The organism is Pseudomonas sp. GW821-FHT10C09 (assembly GCF_059415465.1).
This window is the reverse complement of the sequence record NZ_JBWKNG010000035.1, coordinates 16,067-37,138: the sequence shown is the minus strand read 5'-3', so window position 1 is coordinate 37,138 and position 21,072 is coordinate 16,067. Positions and strand designations below refer to the sequence as shown.

At 60.3% G+C, this 21,072-nt stretch carries 18 protein-coding genes; 15 read left to right on the top strand and 3 right to left on the bottom strand.

What is annotated here, in order from left to right; translation table 11 throughout:
* Positions 1-29: 29 nt before the first annotated feature.
* Entirely contained in the window at positions 30-902 is an 873-nt protein-coding gene (locus AC07N8_RS27325; RefSeq protein ID WP_483842935.1) for a heme/hemin ABC transporter substrate-binding protein, read from the bottom strand.
* A gap of 165 nt (positions 903-1,067) precedes the next feature.
* Between AC07N8_RS27325 and AC07N8_RS27320 the strand changes: the two genes are divergently transcribed.
* The gene (locus AC07N8_RS27320) at positions 1,068-1,385 is read left to right on the top strand and encodes a Rieske (2Fe-2S) protein (RefSeq protein ID WP_194940741.1); all 318 of its coding nucleotides are present in this window, start codon (positions 1,068-1,070) and stop codon (positions 1,383-1,385) included.
* On the opposite strand, the gene sfsA is transcribed toward AC07N8_RS27320, so the two are convergent.
* Both sfsA and AC07N8_RS27310 read right to left on the bottom strand, forming a co-directional pair.
* Positions 1,382-2,095 (bottom strand): DNA/RNA nuclease SfsA, encoded by a 714-nt coding sequence (sfsA, locus tag AC07N8_RS27315; protein ID WP_483842936.1) that lies wholly within the window; start codon positions 2,093-2,095, stop codon positions 1,382-1,384. The genes AC07N8_RS27320 and sfsA overlap by 4 nt on opposite strands.
* Positions 2,095-3,267, bottom strand: a complete 1,173-nt coding sequence (locus AC07N8_RS27310) for a pyridoxal phosphate-dependent aminotransferase (protein WP_483842937.1) — start codon at positions 3,265-3,267, stop codon at positions 2,095-2,097. Before AC07N8_RS27310 ends, sfsA begins: the two co-directional genes overlap by 1 nt.
* A gap of 332 nt (positions 3,268-3,599) precedes the next feature.
* Between AC07N8_RS27310 and dksA the strand changes: the two genes are divergently transcribed.
* The 14 genes from dksA to AC07N8_RS27240 all read left to right on the top strand — a co-directional run bounded on the left by dksA (position 3,600) and on the right by AC07N8_RS27240 (position 21,068).
* Complete coding sequence (dksA, locus tag AC07N8_RS27305; protein ID WP_027924150.1) at positions 3,600-4,040, top strand: RNA polymerase-binding protein DksA; 441 nt, start codon at positions 3,600-3,602, stop codon at positions 4,038-4,040.
* Between the two features lie 198 nt (positions 4,041-4,238).
* Positions 4,239-5,135, top strand: a complete 897-nt coding sequence (gluQRS, locus tag AC07N8_RS27300) for a tRNA glutamyl-Q(34) synthetase GluQRS (protein ID WP_493146756.1) — start codon at positions 4,239-4,241, stop codon at positions 5,133-5,135.
* 77 nt (positions 5,136-5,212) lie between these two features.
* Positions 5,213-5,389, top strand: a complete 177-nt coding sequence (locus AC07N8_RS27295; RefSeq protein WP_003176118.1) for a hypothetical protein — start codon at positions 5,213-5,215, stop codon at positions 5,387-5,389.
* A complete protein-coding gene (locus tag AC07N8_RS27290; protein WP_027924152.1) occupies positions 5,373-8,327 on the top strand; it encodes a sensor histidine kinase in 2,955 nt (984 codons plus the stop codon). The genes AC07N8_RS27295 and AC07N8_RS27290 overlap by 17 nt, the downstream gene beginning before the upstream one ends.
* A gap of 22 nt (positions 8,328-8,349) precedes the next feature.
* A complete protein-coding gene (locus tag AC07N8_RS27285) occupies positions 8,350-9,786 on the top strand; it encodes a sigma-54-dependent transcriptional regulator (RefSeq protein ID WP_493146754.1) in 1,437 nt (478 codons plus the stop codon).
* 711 nt (positions 9,787-10,497) lie between these two features.
* A complete protein-coding gene (locus tag AC07N8_RS27280; RefSeq protein ID WP_170219149.1) occupies positions 10,498-11,898 on the top strand; it encodes a polynucleotide adenylyltransferase PcnB in 1,401 nt (466 codons plus the stop codon).
* A gap of 3 nt (positions 11,899-11,901) precedes the next feature.
* Complete coding sequence (gene folK / locus AC07N8_RS27275) at positions 11,902-12,387, top strand: 2-amino-4-hydroxy-6-hydroxymethyldihydropteridine diphosphokinase (RefSeq protein WP_493146752.1); 486 nt, start codon at positions 11,902-11,904, stop codon at positions 12,385-12,387.
* A 363-nt stretch (positions 12,388-12,750) separates the two neighbouring features.
* Positions 12,751-13,551, top strand: a complete 801-nt coding sequence (gene panB / locus AC07N8_RS27270; protein ID WP_483842941.1) for a 3-methyl-2-oxobutanoate hydroxymethyltransferase — start codon at positions 12,751-12,753, stop codon at positions 13,549-13,551.
* The gene (gene panC / locus AC07N8_RS27265; RefSeq protein ID WP_493146750.1) at positions 13,548-14,408 is read left to right on the top strand and encodes a pantoate--beta-alanine ligase; all 861 of its coding nucleotides are present in this window, start codon (positions 13,548-13,550) and stop codon (positions 14,406-14,408) included. The genes panB and panC overlap by 4 nt, the downstream gene beginning before the upstream one ends.
* 194 nt (positions 14,409-14,602) lie before the next feature.
* Positions 14,603-14,983, top strand: a complete 381-nt coding sequence (gene panD / locus AC07N8_RS27260) for an aspartate 1-decarboxylase (protein ID WP_003228271.1) — start codon at positions 14,603-14,605, stop codon at positions 14,981-14,983.
* A gap of 230 nt (positions 14,984-15,213) precedes the next feature.
* Positions 15,214-16,878, top strand: a complete 1,665-nt coding sequence (pgi, locus tag AC07N8_RS27255; protein WP_493146748.1) for a glucose-6-phosphate isomerase — start codon at positions 15,214-15,216, stop codon at positions 16,876-16,878.
* A gap of 170 nt (positions 16,879-17,048) precedes the next feature.
* Positions 17,049-18,986: an acetate--CoA ligase gene (acs, locus tag AC07N8_RS27250; protein ID WP_483842944.1), complete on the top strand. Its 1,938-nt coding sequence runs from the start codon at positions 17,049-17,051 to the stop codon at positions 18,984-18,986.
* Between the two features lie 50 nt (positions 18,987-19,036).
* Positions 19,037-19,909, top strand: coding sequence for an oxygenase MpaB family protein (locus tag AC07N8_RS27245; protein ID WP_483842945.1), 873 nt, complete (start codon positions 19,037-19,039; stop codon positions 19,907-19,909).
* 142 nt (positions 19,910-20,051) lie between these two features.
* The gene (locus tag AC07N8_RS27240; RefSeq protein ID WP_493146745.1) at positions 20,052-21,068 is read left to right on the top strand and encodes a class I SAM-dependent rRNA methyltransferase; all 1,017 of its coding nucleotides are present in this window, start codon (positions 20,052-20,054) and stop codon (positions 21,066-21,068) included.
* Positions 21,069-21,072 lie beyond the last annotated feature (4 nt).

Below are 21,072 nucleotides of genomic sequence, written 5' to 3'. Positions count from 1 at the left end.
GAACAACGTACGAGGCTTAACCAGGACGGTCATTGGCCGGCTGTGCCAGGAAAGAATCCGTCAGACAGCTTTTTCAGGCTGTCCGGCAACCGAGGACCGAGCCCGCCCACCAACAACGTCGGATCCAGCTCCATGACCCGTCCATCCTTCGCCGCACGCGTCGAGGACAGCATCGGGTTTTCCTTGAACAACGCGGCGCGCGCCGCCTCTCCCGTCAGCGCCCGGTCGGCAAACACCAGCACCTCGGGATCGAGACTGATCAGAGACTCGACAGAAAACGGTTTGTAGCCGGTATGCGTAGCCAGGTTGTGGCCGCCGGCCTGGCGCAGCATCCAATCGGCGGCGGTGTCCTTGCCAGCAATGAGCGGCTTGCCACCCGCGTGTCCGAGCAGCAACAGCACACCCGGCGATGGTTGCGTCAGCTGCGCCTTGGTCACGCGGACTTTTTGCTGCTCGAGTTGCTCCTGGTAACGCTGGTATGCCTGAACAGCTTGCTCTTCAGCGCCCAGCAGCTTGCCCAGATGCTGCAAGTTGCCCTGCAACGTCGGCAGATCCGGCTGTGCCGAGAACAGCTCGACCTGCACCCCCGCGTTACGAATCTGCGAGAGCACGGGCGGCGGGCCCATTTCTTCGGTGCCGATCAGGATCTGCGGGCGTAAGCTCAAGATGCCTTCCGCCGACAATTGCCGCTGATAGCCAATGCTGGGCAGCGCCTTGAGGCTTTCAGGGTGCTGACTGGTAGTGTCGACGCCGACCAGTTTCGATTCGCCGCCCAGTGCGCTCACCCACTCGGACAACGCGCCACCGGCACTGACCCAACGTTGCAGCAACTCGGCCGCTGCAGCGTGGTGACTGACGAGGAGTCCGACACAGAGCGCAGCAACGCGGGTACTCAGGCGCATAAACAGCTTCCTTAATAGTTTTCCCAGGCATCGAGATGACAGGCCAAGTATCCTCGGCGCCTGGCACCTGCACCCGACGGGCAAGGCGGCCATTTGATAATTGTTTGCATTTGAACGTCAAGCTCGGACATATCTGGTCACGAGACGCAGGACTAGAGGATAGACATGAAGTTTCTTTGTACAGGTGCCGAATTGGCTGACGCCAGCAGTCGCGGTTTCGACATCGACGGGCAGAAGCTCTTCGCCGTACGCCGGGGCGGCCAGGTCTACGTCTACATCAATCGCTGCCCGCACCGTGGCGTCGGCCTGGAATGGACACCGGACAGCTTTCTCGACCCCAGCAACAGCCTGATCCAGTGCGCCACCCACGGCGCACTGTTTCTGATCGAAGACGGCGAGTGCGTTTCGGGCCCCTGCGCCGGTCAATCCCTGACCGCCGTGCCCTGCCGCGAAGATGCGCAAGGCCTCTGGGTCAGCCTTTAACCGTTGAGCAACACGTCCAGACGTCGGTCGACGACCATCTCTTCATGGCTCAAACGCACGCCATAAGCCAGCACCTCGACCCCGCACGCCACCGCCTCACGCAAGGCTGCCGCGTAGGCCGAATCGATTTCTTCTGCAGGACGCACAGCATCGATGCCGGTCAGGTTGACGCAATACAACTGCACCGCACGAATCCCGTCCCGGGCCAGGTGCGCCAACTCGCGCAAATGCTTGGCCCCGCGCTGAGTCACTGCATCGGGAAACGCGGCCACCGACGACCCGTCGAAGCCCAGGGTGACGCTTTTGACCTCTATATAAGCCGGGCCGCTGGGGTATTCCAGGCGAAAGTCTATGCGGCTACTTTCCTGCCCGTAGGCAACTTCGCGCTTCAGTTCAGTAAAACCGTTCAGTTCGCTGATGACACCGGCACGCAGCGCCTCTTCAATCAACCCGTTGGCGCGGGCGGTGTTCACGCAAAACAAGCGCCCTTGCGGGGTTTCGCCGACCTCCCAAGTGCCGGGCAACTTGCGCTTGGGGTCGTTTGAGCGACTGAACCAGACTTGCCCACCTTCGACCTGGCAATTAAGCATCGAGCCGGTGTTGGGACAATGAATGGTCAGCAACTCGCCGCTAACGGTTTCGATATCGGCAAGAAAACGCTTGTAACGACGGATCAGGCGACCTTCTTCGAGGGGAGGATGAAAACGCATCAGCCTTGCCAGCTCTTCAGTCCGCGAGCAATGCGCTCGACCGCTTCCTGCAAGCGCGGCAGGCTTTGGGTGTAGGCAAAACGGACGTGGTGCCCGGCCTGATAGCGCCCGAAATCCAGCCCAGGGGTAATGGCCACGTGTTCGGTTTCGAGGAAATGCCGGCAGAACGCGAAGGCATCTCCGCCGAACTTGCTGATATCGGCGTACAAATAGAATGCGCCTTCCGGTTCCACGGCAATCCCGAAACCCAACTCGCGCAGGGCCGGCAGGAGGAAATCGCGACGACGACCAAATTCGGCACGGCGCTCCTCGAGAATGCTGATGGTCGCTGGCTCAAAGCAGGCCAGAGCAGCGTGCTGAGCCATACTCGGCGCGCTGATGTAGAGGTTTTGCGCAAGTTTTTCCAGTTCACCGACGGCCGCTTCCGGCGCCACCAGCCAGCCGAGACGCCAACCGGTCATGCCGAAATACTTGGAAAAGCTATTCAGCACGAACGCACTGTCATCGACTTCCAGCACGCTGGCGGCATCGGTGCCGTAGGTCAGGCCGTGATAGATCTCGTCCACCACCAGATGGCCGTGACGAATCTTGATAGCCGCAGACAGCCCCGCCAGTTCGTCGCGGGTCAGGATCGTCCCGGTCGGATTGGCCGGGGACGCCACCAATGCACCGACGCTGTCGTGGTCCCAATGCCGGGCGACCAGATCAGGGGTCAGTTGATAACGCACGTCCGGACCGACAGGAACCAGTTGCGCCGCGCCTTCCACCAGGCGCAGGAAGTGTCGGTTGCACGGATAGCCCGGATCCGCCAACAGCCAGTGTTTGCCCGGGTCCACCAACAAGGCGCTGGCCAGCAACAAGGCGCCCGAACCGCCGGGGGTGATGAGGATTCGCTGGGGGTCAATGTTCAACCCGTACCGTTGCTGATAGAACCTGGAAATCGCCTCGCGCAACTCGGGAATGCCCCGTGCGGCGGTGTAACGGGTCTTCCCCGCCGTCAAAGCGGCCTGGCCGGCCTGGATGATCGGCTCGGCGGTGGTGAAGTCCGGCTCGCCGATTTCCAGGTGGATCACGTCGTGGCCAGCGGCCTGCAATTCATTGGCCCGCGCCAGCAGCGCCATGACATGGAAAGGTTCGATCGCACGACTGCGAGCACTGTAGGACTGGGCCATTAGCCTTCCTTCGACGGGAAAAGAACCGATTCTACCCAAGCGCAGGAACGAGCGAGAACCTAAAGCGGTCACACCCCTAAGAACCCTGGCCATAAACGACTCGAACGAGTACCCCAGGTTTGACTAAAATCAATATTTGATCAGGCCTCCAACACCACCAGGCAAGGCTTTGCAACGATTTGCAAGCTCCGCGGGCCACTACCTCGACATCCGGGAGTAGCGCGCCCCGATTTGATCTGGTAAGTTCGCCCGCTTGCAGCCGCAGGGCCGGCAGGTGTCGGTGATGGAGCAATCCTGCGCAATGGATTACAAGAGTAGAGGCGGTCTATTTCATGTCCACCCAAGCAAAGCAGCAAACCACGACGATCAGCGGCTTCGAACCCTACAAAGAAGTCAAGGGCGAGGAGTACATGGGCAAGCCCATGCGCGCTCACTTCACCAAGATCCTGAACAAGTGGAAACAGGACTTGATGCAGGAAGTCGACCGTACGGTTGATCACATGAAGGACGAAGCGGCCAACTTCCCGGACCCGGCAGACCGTGCCAGCCAGGAAGAAGAGTTCAGCCTCGAGCTGCGTGCCCGCGACCGCGAGCGCAAGCTGATCAAGAAGATCGACAAGACGCTTCAGCTGATCGAAGACGAAGAATATGGCTGGTGCGAGTCCTGCGGCGTCGAAATCGGCGTCAAGCGACTGGAAGCCCGCCCTACCGCCGACATGTGCGTTGACTGCAAGACCCTGGCGGAAATCAAGGAAAAGCAAGTCGGCAAGTAACAGCGACTTGAACGAAAAACGGAGCGTGCGAACGCTCCGTTTTTGTTTCTGAATTTCGCCTCGGCAGAAAAACTGTGGGAGCGAGCCTGCTCGCGATGGGGCCTTCAGGTCCAATATTGATACTGGCTGACCCACCGCTTTCGCGAGCAGGCTCGCTCCCACAGGAGCTCGCGCACGACCAGAGATGAAACATCGTCCATGACCGCCACGACTTCCACCTCCTACATCGGGCGCTTCGCCCCCACGCCCAGCGGCCACTTGCATTTCGGTTCGCTGGTCGCCGCGCTGGCCTCGTACCTCGACGCTCGCTCGGTGGGTGGTCGCTGGCTGATGCGCATGGAAGACCTCGACCCGCCACGGGAAGAACCCGGCGCCCAGGCAGCGATTCTCAAGGCACTGGAGAGCTACGGTTTCGAGTGGGACGGTGAAATGGTTCGCCAGAGCGACCGCCACGAGGCGTACGCCGAAGTGCTCAATCGCCTGTTCAATCACGGCCTCGCTTACGCCTGCACGTGTTCACGCAAGCAATTGGAGCCGTATCACGGTATTTATCCGGGACTGTGCCGCAATGCCGGCCATGACACCGAAGACGCGGCCATTCGCCTGCGCGTACCCGAACTGGAATACCACTTCATCGACCGCGTGCAAGGCGAATACCGCCAACATCTGGGTCGTGAGGTCGGCGATTTCGTGATTCGTCGTCGCGACGGGCTCTACGCTTATCAACTGGCCGTGGTGCTGGACGATGCCTGGCAAGGCATCACCGACATCGTGCGCGGTGCCGACCTGCTGGACTCCACGCCACGACAGCTCTATCTGCAAGAATTGCTCGGCCTGCGGCAACCGCGTTACCTGCACATCCCGCTGATTACCCAGCCCGATGGCAACAAACTCGGCAAGTCCTACCGCTCGCCACCGCTGACCGAAGATCAGGCGACGCCTTTGTTGCTGCGGGCATTGCGCGCGCTCGGGCAAAAACCCGGCACCGAACTGGCTTACGCCAGCCCGCGGGAAGTGTTGAACTGGGGCATTGCCCACTGGGATGCGTCGCTTATCCCGCGCACACTGAACCTGCCCGAGGCGCAACTGCAGTGATCGCACTTGCAGTGGCGCGCCCATCCGTTACCATCGCCGCACGTTTTCGGGCACGCGCATAAAAAAGAGAGGCCGGGATGTACATCTATCGCTTGGTCCTGCTCCTGGTAGTGGGGATTTATCTGTTTTCCCCGGCCATCATGGATTGGTGGATCGACGCCACAGGCGCCTGGTATCGCCCTTATCTGCTCTGGCTGATTCTGATCGTCGTGACCTTCATCCTGCAGAGCCAAAAAGATGCCGATGAGCTTTAGCCTGACCCAGATGATCCTGATCAGCGCCGCCTACCTGGCGGTGCTGTTCGGCGTGGCCTGGGTCAGTGAACGGGGCATGATTCCCCGGGCGATCATTCGCCACCCGTTGACCTACACCCTGTCATTGGGCGTTTACGCCAGTGCCTGGGCGTTTTACGGCACGGTGGGCCTGGCCTATCAGTACGGCTACGGCTTCTTGTCCAGCTACCTCGGGGTCTCCGGCGCATTCTTGCTGGCGCCGGTGTTGCTGTACCCGATCCTGAAAATTACCCGCACCTATCAACTGTCGTCGCTGGCCGACCTGTTCGCGTTCCGGTTCCGCAGCACATGGGCCGGCGCGCTGACCACGATTTTCATGCTGATCGGTGTGCTGCCCCTGCTGGCCTTGCAGATTCAAGCGGTCGCCGACTCCATCGGCATCCTCACCCGCGAACCGGTGCAGCATCGGGTCGCCTTGAGCTTCTGCGCACTGATAACCCTGTTCACCATCTTCTTTGGCTCGCGCCACATCGCGACCCGCGAGAAACATGAAGGCCTGGTGTTCGCCATTGCCTTCGAGTCGGTGATCAAGCTGATCGCCATCGGCGGCGTCGGCCTGTATGCCTTGTACGGCGTGTTCGACGGCCCGCAACAGCTGGAACTGTGGCTGCTGCAAAACCAGACCGCCCTCGCCGCCCTGCACACGCCGCTGCAAGAAGGGCCGTGGCGGACGTTGCTGCTGGTGTTCTTCGCTTCTGCGATTGTGATGCCGCACATGTATCACATGACCTTTACCGAAAACCTCAACCCGCGCTCGCTGGTCAGCGCGAGCTGGGGCCTGCCGCTGTTCCTGCTGCTGATGAGCCTGGCGGTGCCGCTGATTCTCTGGGCTGGCCTGAAACTCGGTGCTACCACCAATCCTGAATACTTCACGCTCGGCATCGGCATCGCCGCCAATAGCAAGGCCTTGGCGCTGCTGGCATACGTCGGCGGCCTGTCGGCGGCGAGTGGCCTGATCATCGTCACCACCCTGGCACTGTCCGGGATGGCCCTGAACCACCTGGTGCTGCCGCTCTATCAGCCACCGGCCGAAGGCAATATCTACCGCTGGCTGAAGTGGACCCGTCGGGCACTGATCGTCGCGATCATCATGGCTGGCTACGGCTTCTACCTGCTGCTGGGCGCGGAGCAGGATCTGGCAAATCTGGGCATCGTCGCATTTGTTGCCACGCTGCAGTTCCTGCCGGGTGTCCTCTCGGTCCTGTACTGGCCGACCGCCAACCGCCGCGGCTTCATTGCCGGTTTGCTCGCCGGGATCCTGGTGTGGCTGGTAACGATGTTGCTGCCGCTGGTTGGCAATCTGCAGGGTTTCTACATCCCGCTGTTGAACATGATCTACGTGTTGGACGACACCAGTTGGCACATGGCGGCGATTGCCTCGCTGGCCGCCAACGTGCTGATGTTCACCCTGATCTCGCTGTTCACCAACGCCAGCCCGGAAGAAGCCAGTGCCGCCGAAGCCTGTGCCGTGGACAACGTGCGTCGCCCGCAACGTCGCGAATTGCACGCCGCGTCGCCTCAGGAATTCGCCACGCAACTGGCAAAGCCCTTGGGCGCCAAGGCAGCACAGAAAGAAGTCGAACAGGCTCTGCGTGATCTCTATCTGCCCTTCGACGAGCGCCGGCCTTACGCCTTGCGCCGTTTGCGGGACCGCATCGAAGCCAACCTGTCAGGCCTGATGGGCCCGAGTGTGGCGCAGGACATGGTCGAAACCTTCCTGCCCTATAAGGCCGGCGGCGAAAACTATGTCACTGAAGACATTCACTTCATCGAAAGTCGCCTTGAGGATTACCACTCGCGCCTGACCGGCCTGGCCGCCGAACTCGATGCCCTGCGCCGCTATCACCGCCAGACCTTGCAGGAACTGCCAATGGGCGTCTGCTCACTGGCCAAGGATCAGGAAATCCTCATGTGGAACAAAGCCATGGAGGAGTTGACCGGGATTGCCGCGCAACGTGTTGTGGGTTCGCGCCTGAGCACCATTGCCGATCCGTGGAAAGAACTGCTGCAAGGCTTTATCAATCTGCCGGATGAGCATTTGCACAAACAGCACCTGGCCCTCGACGGCCAGACCCGCTGGCTGAACCTGCACAAAGCGGCGATCGATGAACCGCTCGCACCGGGTAACAGCGGCCTGGTGTTACTGGTGGAAGACCTGACCGAAACCCAGATGCTCGAAGACAAACTGGTGCACTCCGAGCGTCTGGCCAGCATCGGTCGACTCGCGGCAGGTGTGGCCCATGAAATCGGCAACCCGATCACCGGCATCGCCTGCCTGGCGCAGAACCTGCGCGAAGAACGCGAAGACGATGGCGAGTTGAAGGAAATCAGCGGGCAGATTCTCGAGCAGACCAAGCGCGTATCGCGCATCGTCCAGTCGCTGATGAGCTTCGCCCACGCCGGCAGTCACCAGCACAGCGATGAGCCCGTCTGTCTGGCCGAAGTGGCGCAGGATGCCATCGGTTTGCTGGCCCTGAACCGACGCAATTTCGAAGTGCAGTTCTATAATCTGTGCGACCCCGATCACTGGGTCGAAGGCGATCCGCAGCGACTCGCCCAAGTACTGATCAACCTGCTCTCAAACGCCCGTGACGCCTCGCCTCCAGGCAGCGCAGTGCGCGTGAAAAGCGAAGCCGGCGAACACACGGTCGATCTGATCGTGGAAGACGAAGGCAGCGGTATTCCGAAGAACATCATGGACCGATTGTTCGAACCTTTCTTCACCACCAAGGATCCTGGCGAAGGCACCGGTCTGGGCCTTGCACTGGTCTATTCCATCGTTGAAGAGCATTATGGACAAATCACCATCGACAGCCCGGCTGATGTTCAAAGCCAACGCGGCACCCGTATCAGGGTGACCTTGCCGCGTCATGTCGAAGCGACGTCCGCTGTGAACTGAGACCGTCGAGAGTATCGAATCAATGCCGCACATTTTGATCGTCGAAGACGAAACAATTATCCGCTCCGCCTTGCGCCGCCTGCTGGAACGTAACCAGTACCAGGTCAGCGAAGCCGGTTCAGTGCAGGAAGCACAAGAACGCTTCACCATTCCCACGTTCGACCTGATCGTCAGTGACCTGCGTCTGCCGGGCGCTCCGGGCACCGAGTTGATCAAACTCGGCCAGGGCACGCCGGTGCTGATCATGACCAGCTACGCCAGCCTGCGTTCGGCGGTCGACTCGATGAAGATGGGCGCGGTGGATTACATCGCCAAGCCTTTCGATCACGATGAAATGCTCCAGGCTGTCGCCCGTATCCTGCGTGATCGGCAATCGTTGCCGGCCGGTGGCGAAGCGCCTGTAGGCAAAGCCACCAACGGCGCTGCGAAAGCGGGCGTCGATAACAGCAACGGCGAAATCGGCATCATCGGTTCGTGCCCGCCGATGCAGGACCTTTACAGCAAAATCCGTAAAGTCGCGCCGACCGATTCCAACGTGTTGATCCAGGGCGAATCCGGCACCGGTAAAGAACTGGTGGCGCGTGCCCTTCACAACCTGTCCAAGCGCGCCAAGGCGCCGATGATTTCGGTGAACTGCGCGGCCATTCCGGAAAGCCTGATCGAGTCCGAGCTGTTCGGTCACGAAAAAGGCGCGTTCACCGGCGCCAGCGCCGGGCGTGCCGGTCTGGTGGAAGCAGCGGACGGTGGCACCCTGTTCCTTGACGAGATCGGCGAACTGCCTCTGGAAGCCCAGGCCCGTTTGCTGCGCGTATTGCAGGAAGGCGAAATTCGCCGGGTGGGTTCGGTGCAATCGCAGAAGGTCGACGTTCGGTTGATCGCCGCGACGCACCGGGACCTCAAGAGCCTGGCAAAAATCGGCCAGTTCCGTGAAGACTTGTATTACCGCCTCCATGTAATCGCCCTGAAACTGCCGGCCTTGCGTGAACGTGGTGCTGACGTCAACGAAATCGCCAATGCCTTCCTGGCGCGACAGAGCGCGCGGGTCAACCGCACCGATCTGAAATTCGCCCCGGATGCCGAGCAGGCGATTCGTCATTACTCCTGGCCCGGTAACGTTCGCGAGCTGGAAAACGCTGTCGAGCGCGCGGTCATCCTGTGCGAGAGCCCGGAGATTTCTGCCGAGCTGCTGGGTATCGACATCGAGTTGAGCGGCCTGGAAGAGGACGAGTTCATCGGCCTGGCACCGCAACAGGGCAGCAATGGCAGTAACTCCAGCCATGAGCCGACCGAAGACTTGTCACTGGAAGACTACTTCCAGCATTTCGTCCTCGAGCATCAGGACCACATGACCGAAACCGAGCTGGCGCGCAAACTCGGGGTCAGCCGCAAATGCCTGTGGGAGCGTCGTCAGCGCTTGGGCATCCCACGGCGCAAGACCGGGGTCGCCAGCGAAAGCTGAATGTCACCTGTCCGAGGTGTGGGTAACACGTGACATCGTGAAAAAACTGTTACCCCAGATTTTTCACGTAACAGAAGCCGGGGCTTACGGTAACGAAGCCCCGGTTTTTTTGGGCCTGGAAAAACCCCGTCGACCGACCTAACCCCTTGTTTTACTGGGGTTCGCAAAAGTTGGCACGCACCCTGCTATATGTTTGGTACAAGAACAATAACAAGCAATGCATAACATAATAAAAATAAGACGAATCGACTCACGCACAATAAAAACAAGACGGCGAGAGGCGCAGCTAACTGATTCTTTTGGAGAGGCGTTGTATTTGGGGCTTGCCCCACGACCAGGCCGAGAATAATAAAAAACTGTCCTAAGACAGTGCCTGAACTGGTTGGATCGCAAGATCACTGCAGCACAGCGACCAAAGCAATCCGTTTGCTCTTGGCTCCCGATTGGGAGGGTCATGAAGGAAAAGCTTCATGACGAGGGCACTTAACAAAAACAAAAAGCCCGAAACCAATAATAAAAATAGAGCATGCAACTACTTCTTGGGGAGCTTCGGCTCCCCTTGTAGTTTCTGGCGTTTAGCCCTGCCAGAGATATCCCCTTCAGCTGCTTGCGCAGCTTCCTACACCATCCCTCGACTAAATGCTAGAATCCCCGCCCATCATGCGGTCATTCTTCTGTTATGGCCGAACATTCCTTCAAACAGTGCATCCCATGCTGAAGAAGCTGTTCCAGTCATTCCGTTCTCCCAAGCGTCATACGCAACACATTCGCAGTACGCCTGAAGTGCTCAACAGCGGCCAACACTCGCTGCAAAAGGCCCAATTCAGCCGTTACGCGGTGAATATCGTCGAACGCCTGCAGAACGCCGGTTACCAGGCTTACCTGGTCGGCGGCTGCGTGCGTGACATGCTGCTCGGCATCACGCCGAAAGATTTCGACGTCGCCACCAGTGCCACACCTGAACAAGTGCGTGCCGAATTCCGCAATGCGCGGATCATCGGTCGCCGATTCAAACTGGTGCATATTCACTTCGGTCGCGAAATCATCGAAGTGGCGACCTTCCGCGCCAATCACCCGCAAAACGACGAGGAAGAAGACAGCAACCAGTCTTCACGTAATGAAAGCGGGCGTATCCTGCGCGATAACGTCTACGGCACCTTGGAAGAAGACGCGCAACGCCGCGACTTCACCATCAATGCCCTGTATTACGATCCGGTCAGCGAACGCATTCTCGATTACGCCAATGGCGTACACGACATCCGCAATCACCTGATCCGCCTGATTGGCGACCCGAAACAGCGCTACCAGGAAGACCCGGTGCGGATGCTGCGGGCCGTGCGTTTTGCCGCCAAGCTGAATTTCGGTATCGAAAAACACAGCGCCGCGCCGATCCGCGAGCTGGCACCGATGCTGCGTGAGATCCCGTCGGCCCGCCTGTTCGAAGAAGTGCTCAAGCTGTTCCTCTCCGGCCACGCCGCGGACACCTTCGAGATGCTGGTCGACTTGCAGCTGTTCGATCCACTGTTCCCGGCCAGTGCCGAGGCGCTGGAATACAACCCGACGTACACCCACACCCTGATCAGCGATGCGCTGGTCAACACAGACCTGCGCATCAAGCAGAACAAACCGGTAACCCCGGCGTTCCTGTTTGCCGCCCTGTTGTGGCCTGCCCTGCCGGCTCGCGTGCTGCGCCTGCAAGAACGCGGCATGCCGCCGATACCGGCCATGCAGGAAGCGGCTCACGAGCTGATTGCCGAACAGTGCCAACGCATCGCCATCCCGAAACGCTTCACCATGCCGATCCGCGAAATCTGGGACATGCAGGAGCGTCTGCCACGCCGTAGCGGCAAGCGCGCTGATCTGTTGCTGGAGAATCCGCGGTTCCGTGCCGGTTACGACTTCCTGCTGCTGCGCGAAAGCGCCGGTGAGCAGACCGATGGCCTGGGCGAATGGTGGACGGATTATCAGGACGCCAACGACAGCGAACGTCGCGACATGATCCGCGACCTCAGCGGCAAGGAAGACGGCACCGGCGCACCGCGCAAACGTCGCCGCAGCGGTGGCGCCAAGCGTAAACGCGCCGCCGGCGCACCGAGTGTCTCGGGCGAGTAATCCATGGAACGCATCTACATCGGCATGGGCAGCAATCTGGCTGACCCCGCCGAACAATTGCGCAGCGCCGTCGAAGCGCTGGCGCGATTACCACAGACCGAGCTGGTCGGGGTGTCCGCTTTCTATCAAAGCGATTCACTGCTACCCGGCCAACCGCGTTACACCAACGCGGTCGCCGCCCTCGACAGCACACTCGCCCCGCTGGACCTGCTCGATGCGCTGCAAGCCATTGAGAATGGCCAGGGTCGCGAGCGCCTTGAGCGTTGGGGCCCTCGTACGCTGGATCTGGACATCGTGCTGTTTGGCGATCGGCTGATCGATGAGCCGCGCCTCAAGGTTCCGCATTACCACCTGCAGGAACGGGCCTTTGTCCTGTATCCACTGGCCGAACTGGCGCCTGCGGATTTGCGCCTGACCGATGGCCGCAATCTGAAGGATCTAGTCGCAGCCTGCCCGTTCGTCGGCCTGGAACGCCTCCCCAAAAGTTGACGCAAATCCCCTGTGGGAGCGAGCCTGCTCGCGAATGCGGTGTGTCATTGAACTTAAAGTTGACTGATCCACCGCATTCGCGAGCAGGCTCGCTCCCACATTGTTTTTGTGTCGAACACAAAATCCGCTGCTGAATCGCATCAGTTACCCCGGTAACACCCCTGTCGTAACAATGCGGTAACACATGCAATTGACTTCCCGAGTTCTCCTCACGACTATAGGCGTCCCGCTGCCGCCAACACGGCATTGAAGGGCGCAATCCAGGCCGTAAAAGCACGACAACAGACCGTGCGCCTGTATTTAACGAAGAATCACGCGCGTTACTCGCAGTAGTTTCCACAGCGCCTGAATGAGGATCTTTTCATGCCAGCCATCACCCTGACCACTCTGCAAGGTCTGAAGCAAAAAGGTGAAAAAATCACCATGCTGACCTGCTATGACGCGACCTTCGCCCACGCCTGTAATGAGGCTGGCGTCGAAGTGCTGCTGGTGGGCGACTCCCTCGGCATGGTTTTGCAAGGTCACGACAGCACCCTGCCCGTGACGACGGCCGAAATGGCTTATCACGTCGCAGCCGTCAAACGCGGCAACACTGATGCGCTCATCCTTGCCGACCTGCCGTTCATGGCCTACGCCACCACTGAACAAGCCATGACCAACAGCGCCCTGTTGATGCAGGCCGGTGCGCACATGGTCAAGGTTGAAGGCGCACTGTGGCTGGCAGACTCGATTCGGCTGCTGGCCGAGCGCGGCATCCCGGTGTGCGCGCACATGGGCCTGACGCCGCAATCGGTGAACATTCTGGGCGGTTACAAGGTCCAGGGTCGCAGCGAGAACCAGGCACGACAAATGCGCGCTGACGCCATCGCGCTGGAGCAAGCCGGGGCCGCCATGTTGCTGCTTGAGTGCGTGCCAAGCGAACTGGCTCAGGAAATTACCCAGGCGGTGGGCATTCCGGTGATCGGAATTGGCGCCGGCAGTGACACCGACGGCCAGGTGCTGGTCCTGCACGACATGCTGGGCTTGTCGATTACCGGTCGCGTGCCAAAATTCGTGAAGAATTTCATGACCGACCAGCACACCATTCAAGCAGCCCTGAGTGCTTACGTGACTGAAGTCAAAGCGGCGACTTTCCCAGGTATCGAACACGGATTCTCTGCATGAACACCGTAAAAACCGTACGCGAACTGCGGGCAGCCGTGGCCCGTGCCCGCAGCGAAGGCAAGCGCATCGGCTTCGTGCCGACCATGGGCAACCTGCACAGCGGCCATGTTGCGCTGATTACCAAAGCCACCCAACGGGTGGATTTCGTGGTCGCGAGCATTTTCGTCAACCCGCTGCAATTCGGCGCCGGCGAAGACCTCGACAAGTACCCGCGCACCCTCGCCGCCGACCAGGAGAAACTGCTCCAGGCCGGTTGCCACCTGCTGTTTGCGCCGACCGTTGAAGAAATGTATCCGGACGGCATGGCCGGCCAGACGCGTGTCAGCGTTCCGCAGCTGTCTGAAGGCCTGTGCGGCGCCAGCCGTCCTGGGCATTTTGAAGGCGTGGCGACGGTGGTCAGCAAGTTGTTCAACATGGTCCAGCCGGACCTGGCGATCTTCGGCCAGAAAGACTTCCAGCAACTGGCGGTGATCAAGTCCCTGGTGCATGACCTGAACATGCCGGTCCAGATCATTGGCGAACCGACCGTCCGTGCGGCCGATGGCCTGGCGCTGTCGTCGCGCAATGGCTTCCTCAGCGAAGAACAGCGTGCCGTGGCACCGGTGGTCTATCGCACCCTGAGTTCAATTGCCGACGCGATCAAACTGGGTGACCGGGACTTCCCGGCGCTGATCGACGCGCAGATCAAGCAGCTCGAAGCGGCAGGATTACGCACCGACTACCTGGAAATTCGCCATGCGCTGACCTTGCGCCCGGCGACACCGGAAGATCGTGACCTGGTGATTCTGGTCGCGGCATTCCTGGGCACTACGCGGTTGATCGACAACCTGCACCTGAACCTCGACGCGCTCGCATAAACACCACCAAACCCTGTGGGAGCGAGCCTGCTCGCGATTGCGGTGGATCAGCCAACATCAATGTTGAATGTTGATCCGCTTTCGCGAGCAGGCTCGCTCCCACAGTGGTTAAACAGTGGCCACACGCTGTATTGCTGCCTCCAAAGCCTTCGGGCAAACTGCCCGCCGTTCGATTCCGACCTGGGGAAACACTCATGCACGCCATCATGCTCAAGGCCAAGCTGCATCGCGCCGAAGTTACCCACGCTGTACTTGATTACGAAGGTTCCTGCGCCATCGACGGCGAATGGCTGGACTTGTCCGGCATCCGCGAATACGAGCAAATCCAGATCTATAACGTCGACAACGGCGAACGCTTCACCACCTACGCCATCCGTGGCGAAGAAGGCTCGCGCATGATCTCGGTCAACGGCGCCGCCGCCCACAAGGCCAAGGTCGGTGACCGCGTGATCATCTGCGCTTACGCTCATTACAGCGAAGCCGAGCTGCTCAACTTCAAGCCGCGCATGCTCTACATGGCACCGGGCAATGAATTGAGCCACACCAGCAATGCCATCCCGGTCCAGGTCGCCTGATCGAGCCGCAGTCCTGTCTTTGTTCCGTTTGTCGGCCGCTTCTGACTTTGATGTTAAAAAAGTACCGGAAACAGGTCAGACAAAGTCAAGACAGATCAAGGCGCGGGGTTTACTGTATTCGCCCTGCGCCATGAAATCGTGTCGACGCAGTTGACCGGACGCCGACCCGCAGCGCTCCGGGATTTTTTAGTGATCAAAAAGCCGTTCAAGTAAAAAGGAAACCCGCAGCGATGGCGTACTACCGCACTCCTCACGACGTGACCGCCCTGCCCGCCTGGCAGGCGTTGAATGATCACCGCCAAGCCATGCAGGATTTCAGCATGCGCGAAGCCTTTAATGCCGACCCGCAGCGCTTTACCCAATTCACCCTGAGCAGCTGCGGGCTGTTTCTTGATTACTCGAAGAACCTGATCAACGCCGAGACCCGCAACCTGCTGGTGGGCCTGGCCAATGAAGTCGACCTCAAGGGCGCGATCAAGTCGCTGTTCGAAGGCGAAATCGTCAACGCCTCCGAAGGCCGTCCGGCCCTGCACACCGCACTGCGCCGCCCGGTGGGCGACAAGCTGTCGGTCAACGGTGTCAACGTGATGCCGGAAGTACACAAAGTGCTGAACCAGATCACCGACCTCGTGGGCCGCATCCACGACGGTTTGTGGCGCGGTTACACCGAGAAGCCGATCACCGACGTGGTGAACATCGGCATCGGTGGCTCGTTCCTCGGCCCGGAACTGGTGTCCGAAGCGCTGCTGTCCTACGCCCAGAAAGGCGTGCGCTGCCACTACCTGGCGAACATCGACGGCAGCGAGTTCCACGAGCTGACCCAGAAGTTGCGCGCTGAAACCACGCTGTTCATCGTGTCGTCGAAGTCTTTCAACACCCTCGAAACCCTGAAGAATGCCCAGGCCGCTCGCGCCTGGTACCTGGCTCAGGGCGGTTCGGAAGCCGAGCTGTATCGTCACTTCATCGCCGTATCGAGCAACAACGCGGCAGCCGTGGCGTTCGGCATTCGTGAAGAAAACATCTTCCCGATGTGGGACTGGGTCGGCGGTCGTTACTCGCTGTGGTCGGCCATCGGTTTGCCGATTGCCCTGGCCATCGGCATGTCGAACTTCAAGGAACTGCTGTCCGGTGCCTACACCATGGACCAGCATTTCCAGACCGCGCCGTTCGAACAGAACATGCCAGTGCTGCTGGCCCTGCTCGGCGTGTGGTACGGCAACTTCTGGGGCGCGCAAAGCCACGCGATCCTGCCGTACGACCACTACCTGCGCAACATCACCAAGCACTTGCAACAGCTGGACATGGAATCCAACGGCAAGAGCGTGCGTCAGGACGGCACCCCGGTGTCCACCGACACAGGTCCCGTGATCTGGGGCGGCGTCGGTTGCAACGGTCAACACGCCTATCACCAGTTGCTGCACCAGGGCACCCAACTGATCCCGGCCGACTTCATCGTGCCGATCGTCAGCTTCAACCCGGTGTCCGACCACCACCAGTGGCTGTACGCCAACTGCCTGTCGCAGAGTCAGGCGCTGATGCTCGGCAAGACCCTTGCCGAAGCTGAAGCCGAACTGCGTGACAAAGGCATGAGCGAAGAAGACGTGCACAAACTTGCGCCGCACAAGGTGATCCCGGGCAACCGTCCGAGCAACACACTGGTGGTCGAACGCATCAGCCCGCGTCGCCTCGGCGCACTGGTGGCGATGTACGAACACAAAGTCTTCGTGCAAAGCGTGATCTGGGGCATCAACGCCTTCGATCAGTGGGGCGTGGAGCTGGGCAAAGAGCTGGGCAAAGGCGTCTACAACCGTCTGGTCGGCAGCGAAGAAACCCCGGCTGACGATGCTTCGACCCAAGGCTTGATCAACTACTTCCGCGGCCGTCACCGCGGTTGATCTGACGCAATTCCTGCGGGGGTACTAACCTTGTAGGAGCCGGCTTGCTGGCGAAAGCGGTGTGTCATTCAACATTTTTGTCGACTGATACGCTGCTTTCGCCAGCAAGCCGGCTCCTACGAGGGTCGCGCACCTCCCCTCTTGTCACAAAACAAGAATAAGGAACCGTCATGTTCGATATCAGCACGTTCCCCAAAGCCGATGCCGTCCGCCGGGCTGCGCATTTGAGTCAAGACGACTATCACCGCCTGTACCGCGAATCCATCGAGCACCCCACCACTTTCTGGGCCGAACAAGCCTCGCGCTTTCTCGACTGGAGCACGCCGTGGGACACCGTTCAGCGCTATAACCTGAAAACCGGTGAAGCCAGCTGGTTTGCCGGCGGCAAGCTGAACGTCAGTTACAACTGCATCGACCGTCATCTGGAACAGCGCGGCGATCAAATCGCAATTATCTGGGAAGGCGACGATCCCGCCGAATCCGCACAGATCACCTACAAAAAACTCCACCACAACGTCTGTCGCCTGGCCAACGTGCTCAAAAGCCGTGGCGTGAAGAAAGGCGACCGCGTCTGCATCTACATGCCGATGATCCCTGAAGCCGCTTACGCCATGCTCGCCTGCACGCGAATCGGCGCGGTGCATTCGGTGGTCTTCGGCGGTTTTTCCCCGGACTCGGTGCGCGACCGGATTCTCGATGCCGATTGCCGCACCGTGATCACCGCCGATGAAGGCGTGCGCGGTGGCAAATTCGTACCGCTCAAAGAGAAAGTCGACAAAGCGCTGGAGAGTTGTCCGAATGTCAGCACCGTCATCGTGGTCGAGCGCACGCAAGGCAAAGTGAATTGGGTTGAAGGCCGCGACCTCTGGTATCACCAGGCGTTGCGCGACGTCAGCGACGATTGCCCGCCGGAGCCGATGGACGCCGAAGACCCGCTGTTCATCCTCTACACCTCAGGCAGCACCGGCAAGCCCAAAGGCGTGTTGCACACCACCGGCGGTTATCTGCTGCAAGCGGCGATGACCTTCAAGTACGTGCTCGACTACCGTGAAAACGAAGTGTTCTGGTGCACCGCCGATGTCGGCTGGGTCACCGGCCACAGCTACATCGTCTACGGCCCGCTGGCCAATGGCGCGACCACGCTGATCTTTGAAGGCGTGCCGAGTTACCCGACCAGCTCGCGGTTCTGGCAGGTCATCGACAAGCACCACGTGAACATTTTCTACACCGCACCAACAGCGTTGCGTTCGCTGATGCGCGAAGGCCCGGAACCGTTGAAGGAAACGTCCCGCGCCAGCCTCAGATTACTCGGCAGCGTCGGTGAGCCGATCAACCCGGAAGCGTGGGATTGGTACTTCAATGCGGTCGGCGAACAGCGTTGCCCGATTGTCGATACCTGGTGGCAGACTGAAACCGGCGGCATCATGCTCAGCCCGCTGGTCAGCGCACAACGGATCAAACCGGGCTGCGCCACGCAACCCATGTTCGGTGTGCAACCGGTGTTGCTCGATGAGACGGGCAAGGAAATCAAAGGCGCAGGCAGCGGCGTGCTGGCGATCAAATCCAGCTGGCCAGCGCAGATCCGCAGCGTCTACGGCGACCCGCAACGGATGGTCGACACCTACTTCAAACCCTACCCCGGTTATTACTTCACCGGCGACGGCGCGCGACGCGATGAGGACGGCGACTACTGGATCACCGGGCGCATCGACGACGTGATCAACGTCTCCGGACACCGCATCGGCACCGCCGAAGTGGAAAGTGCCCTGGTGCTGCATGACAGCATTGCCGAAGCCGCCGTGGTCGGTTACCCCCACGATCTCAAGGGCCAGGGCATCTACGCCTTCGTCACGCCCATGAACGGCACCGAGCCCAACGACGAGTTGAAGAAAGAACTGCTGGCCCACGTCAGCAAGGAAATCGGCAGCTTCGCCAAACCGGACTTGATCCAATGGGCCCCGGCCTTGCCGAAAACCCGCTCGGGCAAGATCATGCGGCGTATCCTGCGCAAGATCGCCTGCAACGAACTGGACACCCTGGGTGACACGTCGACCCTGGCCGACCCGAGCGTTGTTCAGGACCTGGTCGATAAACGCCTGAACCAATAAGCCCGACGCGGCCAGCCATGGCCGCGTTTCATTTTCGCCACTGAGTCGCCATGGAATTTATCCGCACCCGCATCGAAACCCAAGTCATGAGCCTGACCGGTCTGTCCCTCGGCAAGCTCGACCTGGAAAACCCCAAGGGCGACCCGGGCCTGTTCGGCCCCGACTCGGTGAGCTGGCAAGTGCATGGCGACTTCAGCAGCATGCTCATCGGCGGCATCAGTGCCCTGATGCTGCAAGCCTTGCATCCGCTGGCCCTGGCCGGTGTCTGGGACCATTCGAATTTCCGCGAGGACATGCTCGGCCGACTGCGCCGCACCGGGCAGTTCATCTCCGGCACCACGTTTGGCTCACGAAAAGACGCCGACTGGCTGATCGAGAAAGTCCGCACCATCCATCTGCAAGTGACCGGCACCGCGCCGGACGGGCGCCCCTATGCGGCCAGCGATCCGGACCTTCTGACCTGGGTGCACGTGGCCGAGGTCAGCAACTTCCTCGCCGCGCATTTGCGTTATCGCAATCCGCATCTGTCACTGGCCGACCAGGACCGTTACTACGAAGAAATCGCAATGATCGCCGAACGACTGGGCGCCCGTGACGTGCCCCGCTCGCGACAACAAATCGCTGATTACCTTGAGCGCATTCGCCCACAGTTGCTGTGCGACGAGCGCAGCCGCGAAGTCTTGCGACTGTTGTTGAATGCACCATCGCCCAGCCGTCTGGCCAAGCCTTTTGGTGGGCTGATGATGCAGGCCGGGATCGATCTGTTGCCGGACTGGGCCAGTGACATGCTGGGCGTCAGCCAGAACCCGTTGCAACGCAAACTGATCCGCGCCAGCGTCAATCGCAGTGCGCCGATGCTGCGCTGGGCAGTGCGTAATGGCTCGGTGCAGCGGGCTAAGCGGCGGATGGGGTTGCTCACCTGAAAAGCTAAAAGCTTCGCGAGCAGGCTCGCTCCCACCTTTGATCGGTGTCGAACACAAAATCCCTGCTCGCGAAGGCAGCACCTCGGTATGGCGCCAAGCTGTTAAACTCCCGCGCCAAATTCCCTCCTGCAAGGCGCCCAGCATGTCTTCCTTGAATCAGGCGCTGCGCGCCGCCCTAGAACATCGCCAGGACCTGCTTGCCGAACTGCATCAGCAAGGCACCGATTGCTATCGCCTGTTCCACGGCAGCCAGGAAGGCGCCGGCGGCCTGACCGTCGACCGCTACGGTCCGCAACTGCTGGTGCAAAGCTTTCACCAGGCGCTGGAACGCGATGCGCTGCTGCAATTGCACGAGGCAATCAATCAGCATCTGGGCCTCGACACCCTGCTGGTCTACAACGACCGCTCCCGGGGCAATTCGCGCATCGACCGCGAAGACACGGTCTACCGTGCCGATGAAGCCGCGCTGGCGGATCTGGTCGGCCACGAATGGGGCCTGAACTATCGGGTTCGCGGGCGTCATGCCGGTCAAGACCCGCTGCTGTTCCTCGACCTGCGCAACACCCGCGGCTGGGTCAAGGCGCACAGCCAAGACAAAAGCGTGATCAACCTGTTTGCCTACACCTGTGGCGTCGGCCTGAGTGCTGCGGCCGGTGGCGCCCGTGAGGTGTGCAACCTGGACTTCGCCGAGGGCAACCTGGCGGTCGGCCGTGAGAACGGACTGCTCAATCCACAATTGCCTGCCATGGAGTTCATCCAGTCCGATTACTTCCCGGCGATCCGCCAGTTGGCGGGCCTGCCGATCAGTCAGCGGCGCGGGCAGAAACTGCCGAGCTACCAGCGTTTGGAACAGCGTCAGTACGACCTGGTGCTGCTCGACCCACCCGCCTGGGCCAAGAGCGCTTTCGGCACCGTCGACCTGCTGCGCGACTACCAGAGCCTGCTCAAACCCGCACTGCTGACCACCGCCGACAACGGCGTGCTGATCTGCTGCAACAACCTGGCAAAGGTCAGCATGGACGACTGGCGCGAACAGGTGTTGCGCTGCGCAGAGAAGGCCGGGCGACCGGTGCGCGAGTGGACCGTGATGAAGCCGGGTGGGGATTTTCCGTCGATGGATCAGCAACCTCCGCTGAAAACGCTGATCCTGCAGCTCTGATATT

Coding starts and splice junctions, on each gene's coding strand:
- pgi (WP_493146748.1), top strand. CDS start 15,214: ATGGCGTACTACCGCACTCCTCACGACGTGACCGCCCTGCCCGCCTGG.
- AC07N8_RS27245 (WP_483842945.1), top strand. CDS start 19,037: ATGGAATTTATCCGCACCCGCATCGAAACCCAAGTCATGAGCCTGACC.
- AC07N8_RS27295 (WP_003176118.1), top strand. CDS start 5,213: ATGTACATCTATCGCTTGGTCCTGCTCCTGGTAGTGGGGATTTATCTG.
- panD (WP_003228271.1), top strand. CDS start 14,603: ATGCACGCCATCATGCTCAAGGCCAAGCTGCATCGCGCCGAAGTTACC.
- AC07N8_RS27290 (WP_027924152.1), top strand. CDS start 5,373: ATGCCGATGAGCTTTAGCCTGACCCAGATGATCCTGATCAGCGCCGCC.
- panB (WP_483842941.1), top strand. CDS start 12,751: ATGCCAGCCATCACCCTGACCACTCTGCAAGGTCTGAAGCAAAAAGGT.
- gluQRS (WP_493146756.1), top strand. CDS start 4,239: ATGACCGCCACGACTTCCACCTCCTACATCGGGCGCTTCGCCCCCACG.
- sfsA (WP_483842936.1), bottom strand. CDS start 2,095: ATGCGTTTTCATCCTCCCCTCGAAGAAGGTCGCCTGATCCGTCGTTAC.
- dksA (WP_027924150.1), top strand. CDS start 3,600: ATGTCCACCCAAGCAAAGCAGCAAACCACGACGATCAGCGGCTTCGAA.
- AC07N8_RS27285 (WP_493146754.1), top strand. CDS start 8,350: ATGCCGCACATTTTGATCGTCGAAGACGAAACAATTATCCGCTCCGCC.
- folK (WP_493146752.1), top strand. CDS start 11,902: ATGGAACGCATCTACATCGGCATGGGCAGCAATCTGGCTGACCCCGCC.
- acs (WP_483842944.1), top strand. CDS start 17,049: ATGTTCGATATCAGCACGTTCCCCAAAGCCGATGCCGTCCGCCGGGCT.
- AC07N8_RS27280 (WP_170219149.1), top strand. CDS start 10,498: ATGCTGAAGAAGCTGTTCCAGTCATTCCGTTCTCCCAAGCGTCATACG.
- panC (WP_493146750.1), top strand. CDS start 13,548: ATGAACACCGTAAAAACCGTACGCGAACTGCGGGCAGCCGTGGCCCGT.
- AC07N8_RS27320 (WP_194940741.1), top strand. CDS start 1,068: ATGAAGTTTCTTTGTACAGGTGCCGAATTGGCTGACGCCAGCAGTCGC.
- AC07N8_RS27240 (WP_493146745.1), top strand. CDS start 20,052: ATGTCTTCCTTGAATCAGGCGCTGCGCGCCGCCCTAGAACATCGCCAG.
- AC07N8_RS27310 (WP_483842937.1), bottom strand. CDS start 3,267: ATGGCCCAGTCCTACAGTGCTCGCAGTCGTGCGATCGAACCTTTCCAT.
- AC07N8_RS27325 (WP_483842935.1), bottom strand. CDS start 902: ATGCGCCTGAGTACCCGCGTTGCTGCGCTCTGTGTCGGACTCCTCGTC.